This window comes from Micromonospora sp. M51, assembly GCF_018070305.1.
Lineage (GTDB): Bacteria > Actinomycetota > Actinomycetes > Mycobacteriales > Micromonosporaceae > Micromonospora > Micromonospora parva.
Window position 1 is genome coordinate 1 of record NZ_JAGPXZ010000462.1, and the last position, 4967, is coordinate 4967.

6 protein-coding genes are annotated in these 4967 nt (G+C 71.4%); 3 read left to right on the forward strand and 3 right to left on the reverse strand.

Annotated elements, in window-relative coordinates:
* Positions 1-205: 205 nt before the first annotated feature.
* Positions 206-721 carry a GNAT family N-acetyltransferase gene (locus tag KBX53_RS22050; RefSeq protein WP_210861386.1) on the forward strand — a complete coding sequence of 172 codons (516 nt, stop codon included), beginning with the start codon at positions 206-208 and terminating at the stop codon, positions 719-721.
* A gap of 25 nt (positions 722-746) precedes the next feature.
* On the opposite strand, the gene KBX53_RS22055 is transcribed toward KBX53_RS22050, so the two are convergent.
* Positions 747-1499, reverse strand: a complete 753-nt coding sequence (locus KBX53_RS22055; protein WP_210861388.1) for an SDR family oxidoreductase — start codon at positions 1497-1499, stop codon at positions 747-749.
* 102 nt (positions 1500-1601) lie between these two features.
* Between KBX53_RS22055 and KBX53_RS22060 the strand changes: the two genes are divergently transcribed.
* Positions 1602-2444 (forward strand): helix-turn-helix transcriptional regulator, encoded by an 843-nt coding sequence (locus KBX53_RS22060; protein ID WP_210861390.1) that lies wholly within the window; start codon positions 1602-1604, stop codon positions 2442-2444.
* A 91-nt stretch (positions 2445-2535) separates the two neighbouring features.
* On the opposite strand, the gene KBX53_RS22065 is transcribed toward KBX53_RS22060, so the two are convergent.
* Positions 2536-3387: an aldo/keto reductase gene (locus KBX53_RS22065; RefSeq protein WP_030331366.1), complete on the reverse strand. Its 852-nt coding sequence runs from the start codon at positions 3385-3387 to the stop codon at positions 2536-2538.
* Positions 3388-3485: 98 nt separating this feature from the next.
* Positions 3486-4445 (reverse strand): LysR substrate-binding domain-containing protein, encoded by a 960-nt coding sequence (locus tag KBX53_RS22070; protein ID WP_210861392.1) that lies wholly within the window; start codon positions 4443-4445, stop codon positions 3486-3488.
* A 52-nt stretch (positions 4446-4497) separates the two neighbouring features.
* Here KBX53_RS22070 and KBX53_RS22075 point away from each other — a divergent pair.
* Positions 4498-4967: serine hydrolase (locus KBX53_RS22075; RefSeq protein ID WP_210861394.1), on the forward strand; the 470-nt coding region annotated here is incomplete at its 3' end.

Genomic DNA, 4967 nt, shown 5'->3' on the forward strand with positions numbered 1-4967 from the left:
CAGGTGGCGAGCCGGTCGCCGACCCGCCCCTCCCGCGTGCTGCCGACGATCACGGCGATCCGTAGCGGCGTCATGGCCACCCCCTTCCATTCTGAAGGCGCGAGGTGACAGCGGGCGCCCGCTAGATCTGATCTAGCGGGCGCGGTTTCGGGGCGGAGTGTCGGTGGGATCGGCTTGACTGGGGTCGACGAACGGGGGAAACGGGATGGCCCAGGTACGCATCGAACCGTGGCACGAGGACGACCTCTACCTGCTGCGGCAGCTCCACTCACCGGACACCCGCAAGCACACCGGCGGCCCGGAGACCGACGAGCAGGTGCTCGCCCGCCACGACCGGTACGTGCACTTCGCCGACACCGGGCAGGGCTGCATGTTCACGCTGGTGCTGCCGGACGGGGCGCGGGCGGGCAGCGTCGGCTACTGGGGTCGGGAGTGGCGCGACCACCCGGTGTACGAGCTGGGTTGGGCGGTGCTGCCCGCGTACCGGGGGATGGGGCTGGCCACGACGGCGGTGCGTGCGGTGGTGGACGTCGTTCGCGCCCGACGGGACCGGCGCTACGCGCACGCCTACCCCTCGGTGGACAATCCCGCGTCGAACGCGGTGTGTCGCAAGGCGGGTTTCACGCTGCTCGGCGAGACCGGTTTCGAATATCCGCCGGGGCGGATGATGCGGGCCAACGACTGGCAACTCGACCTGACCGCCCCACCGACAGTGAGCTGAGGTCGGCGGGGCGGCCGGTGACAGGTCACCAGGGCAGCACGCCGTACCCGCCGCCGGCGTCCATCTGGTAGCCCCAGAGCAGCCCGCTCGGCCCGTCGGCTGGCAGGGTCGCCAGGTGCACGCTCACCTCGGCGCCCTGTTCTGCTGTGCGGAAGCCGCTGTTGCCGTTCAGGTCGGTGGCGCAGTAGCCCGGGTTCGCCGCGTTCACAGTGATCGGGGTGTCCCGCAACTCCTTGGCGTACATCGCGGTGAGCATGTTCAGCGCCGCCTTCGACGACGGGTACGGCACGGAGGTCAGCTGGAACAACGCGCCGTTGGGGTCGGTCATCACCGCGATCGAGCCGACCTCGCTCGACACGTTGACGATTCTGGCGGCCGGTGCCCGGCGCAGCAGCGGCAGCAGCGCGTTGGTCACCGTCACCACCCCGAAGACGTTCGTCTCGTAGAGCCGGCGCATCGTCGCCACCGTCGTCTCGCTGGGCAGCCCTCGCGCGCCGTCGGCGAGGACGATGCCGGCGTTGTTGATCAGCACGTCCAGCCGGCCGTACTCCGCCTCCACCCGCTTCGCGGCGGCCGTCACCGACTCGGCGTCGGTGACGTCGAGCGGCACCCACACTGCGTCCGCGCCGCCGTCGCGCAGCTCCCGTTCGGCTGCGCGACCCCGCTCGGCGTCCCGTGCGCCCACCAGCACGGTCATGCCGAGGGCGCCGAGCTGCCGAGCGGTGGCGAAGCCGATCCCCTTGTTGGCCCCGGTGATCAGGGCGATCTTGTTCGTCATGCCGTCGAGCGTGTCCGCGTCGGCGGCCTGCGGGGAGAGACGGGCCGAGGCTGGGACCGGTGGTACCACCCTGGCCGCCCGGAGCGGGGGCATGCTGGGGACATGACGAGCAGCGGCCTGCGGCGTGACGAACTGGCGGCGTTCCTGCGTACCCGCCGCGCCCGGTTGCGGCCCACCGAGGTCGGGCTTCCGGAGGGTGAACGCCGACGGACCCCCGGGCTGCGCCGGCAGGAGGTCGCCCAGCTCGCCGGGATGTCGATCGACTACTACATCCGGCTGGAGCAGGGCCGCGGACCGCACCCGTCCCGGCAGGTGCTCGCGTCGATGGCCCGGGCGCTGATGTTGAGTCGGGACGAGCGCGAGTACCTGTTCCGGATCGCCGGGGAGAACCCGCCGCGTACCGTCGGCCCGAGCCGGGAGGTGACGCCCGGACTGCGGCACCTGCTCGACGCCATGACCGAGACCCCGGCGTACCTCGTCGACGCCGCGTACCACGTGCTGGCCTGGAACCGGCTTGCCACGTCCTTCATGGGCGACCTCTCGGCCGTGCCGGACGCGGACCGCAACATGATCCGCTGGACCTTCCGGCGTCCGGCGACCGACAGCCACTGGACCGACGCCGAGACCATCTGCTTCGTCCGCAGCACGGTGGCGGACCTGCGGGCCGCCTACGGCCGTTACCCGGCCGACCCGGCGATCCGCGAGCTGGTCACCGAGCTGCTCGGTACCTCGCCCCGGTTCGCGCGGCTCTGGGCGGAGCACGATGTCGAGGAGCGCCGCCCCATCGTCAAGCGGGTGCCGCACCCCGAGCTGGGATCGTTGGAGTTCGAGTGCCGGGTGCTGCACGTTCCGGAGACCGAGCAGCGGATGATCGTCTACGTCCCCGAGCCAGGCTCGCCCACTGAGGCGGTGTTCCGCCGGCTCGCCGAGCGCGTCGGCTCCTGACGTCGAAAAGCGCTATACCTCAGAGTCATAGTTATGCCTCTGAGGTATAGCGCTCACCGGGACATCATCCGCCGGTGGCCGGCGGCTCAGGTCAGTTGGGCAGGTAGGCGAAGGTGTCCGGGTTCGGGCCCTGCCGACCGGCCTCGCCCTTGTTCAGCTCGGTGATCCGCTCCATCGCCACGTCGTCCAGCTCGAAGTCGAAGATCCGGGTGTTCTCCTCGATCCGCTTCGGGGTGGTCGACTTCGGGAAGATGATGTCGCCGCGCTGCACATGCCAGCGGAGCACCACCTGCGCCGGGGTCCGGCCGAGCTGCTCGGCGATGTCGACAACCGTCGGGTCGCCGAGCACGTTGCCCTGCGCGATGGGCGACCACGCCTCGGTGAGAATGTTGTGCTCCCGGCCGTAGGCGCGGACCTCGTCGTTGGTGAAGTACGGGTGCGCCTCGATCTGGTTGACCGCCGGCACGACGCTCGCCTCGTCGGCCAGTCGCTGCAGGTGCGGCACCTGGAAGTTCGACACGCCGATCGAGCGGGCCCGACCGTCGCGCTGGACCTCCTCCAACACCTTCCAGGTCGACACGTAGTCGCCGTCGTACAGCGTCGGCAGCGGCCAGTGGATCAGGAACAGGTCGATGTAGTCCATCTTCAGCGCCGCCAGCGTCGAGTCGAACGCCCTGCGGGCGTCGTCGGGGCGGTGGAAGCCGTTGTTCAGCTTGCTGGTCACGTAGACCGCGCCCCGGTCCAGGCCGGACATCCGTACCGCCTCGCCGACCTCGGCCTCGTTGCCGTACATCTCGGCGGTGTCGATGTGGCGGTAGCCGATCTCCAACGCGGTGCTCACCGCCGCGACGGTGTCCTTCGGCTCGATCTGGAACACCCCGAAGCCGAGCTGAGGAATGGTGGTGCCGTCGTTCAGGCTGATGTCGGGAATCGTGATTGCCACTGCGGCTCCTTCGCGTCTTCGTTTACCTGTCATCCATACCCGGGCAGGTGGACGAATCACCGCTCAAGCCGGCGTGACGAACGCAACGGCGGATCGGTTCACCCGGTCGTGTCGAACAGCACCGGCCACGGCCGCGCCGCCGGTGTCGACGTCGACGGCGGCTCGGGCGCGGTGGGCTCGGCCAGCACGTCCGCGGCGAGTTGGCCGAACATCGCCGCCGCCGGGTGCGCGGACCGTTCTGGCCAGGCCGCCGAGGTGCGTTTCGCCAGCGGCGCGTCGACGATCGGCCGCCAGGCCATCCGGGGTTCCCGGCGGGCCACCGCCGCCGGTTCCACCGCCACCGCGCCGCCGGCCAGCACCAGCCCGAAGAGGAACTCCGGGTTGCGGGCCGGGCGCACCCGGGTCGGGCGCCAACCGTGCTGCCGGCACACCGCCAGCAGGTGATCGTGCCAGCCGGGGGCGGTGGCGCGGGGCGCGGCCACCAGATCCAGACCGGCGAGCGACGCCAGCGTCACCGCACGGTCGCGGGCCAACGGCGAGGTGCGCGGCAGCAACACCCCCAGGGGTACGTCGACCGGGGCGCCGAAACGTAACCCGTCCGCCGCCACCGGGTGATGCACGAGCCCCACGTCCAGGGTCCGCTCGGCGAGCATCCGTACCTGCTCGGCGGTGGTCAGCTCGTGCAGCTCCACGTCCAGCCCGGGTGCCCGGGCGGTGAGCCCGTCCAACAGCGAGCGCAGCGTCACAGCGGGCGTCTCCGGTGGCACCCCGGCCCGCAGTACGCCCAGCTCACCGGCGCGGATCTGGGCCATCAGGCTGCGCAGCCGCCCCTCGCCGGCGAGCAGTTCCTCCGCCTCGCCGAGCAGCAGCTCACCGGCGGTGGTCAGGCGTACCTGGCGGCGGGAGCGGTCGAACAGCTCGACCGTCAGCTCCCGTTCCAGCCGCTGGATCGACTGGCTCAGCGGCGGCTGGGCCATTCCGAGCAACTCCGCGGCCCGCCCGAAGTGCAGTTCGTGTGCGACCACCACGAAGTGCCGCAGGTGCCGGAGCAGGTCCACGGCCGGGACCCTACGCCAGCGCCGCCACGGCGTCGCTGGTTACCGTGCTGGCGTGGACGTGCAGGAACGGATCGAGGCCATCTTCGCCGCCGCCGGGGTGACGGCCAGCATGCACGCCGTCGACCTGGACGCTGTGGACCTGGCCGTCGACGGCCCGACCGGCAGTGGCCGGGAGGTCGGGGTGCGGGCCGACGAGCAGGTGGTGATCGCCTCGATCTTCAAGATCCTGCTGGTGCTGGAGTTCGCCCGGCAGGTCGAGGCCGGTCAGCTGGACCCGACCGAGCGGGTACTGGTCACCGCCGCCGACCGGCTCGGCGGGTGGGGTCTGGCGGGCTGCGTCGACGACGCCGAGGTGTCGCTGCGCGACCTCGCCTACTTCGCCATGTCGGTCAGCGACAACACCGCCGCCGACCTGCTGCTGCGCCGGGTCGGCCCGGACCTGCTGCCGATCCTCGCCGTCGAGCTGGGGCTGACCCGTACCCGCGACCACGGCGGCCCCCGGGACCTGGTCGAGGTGAGGCT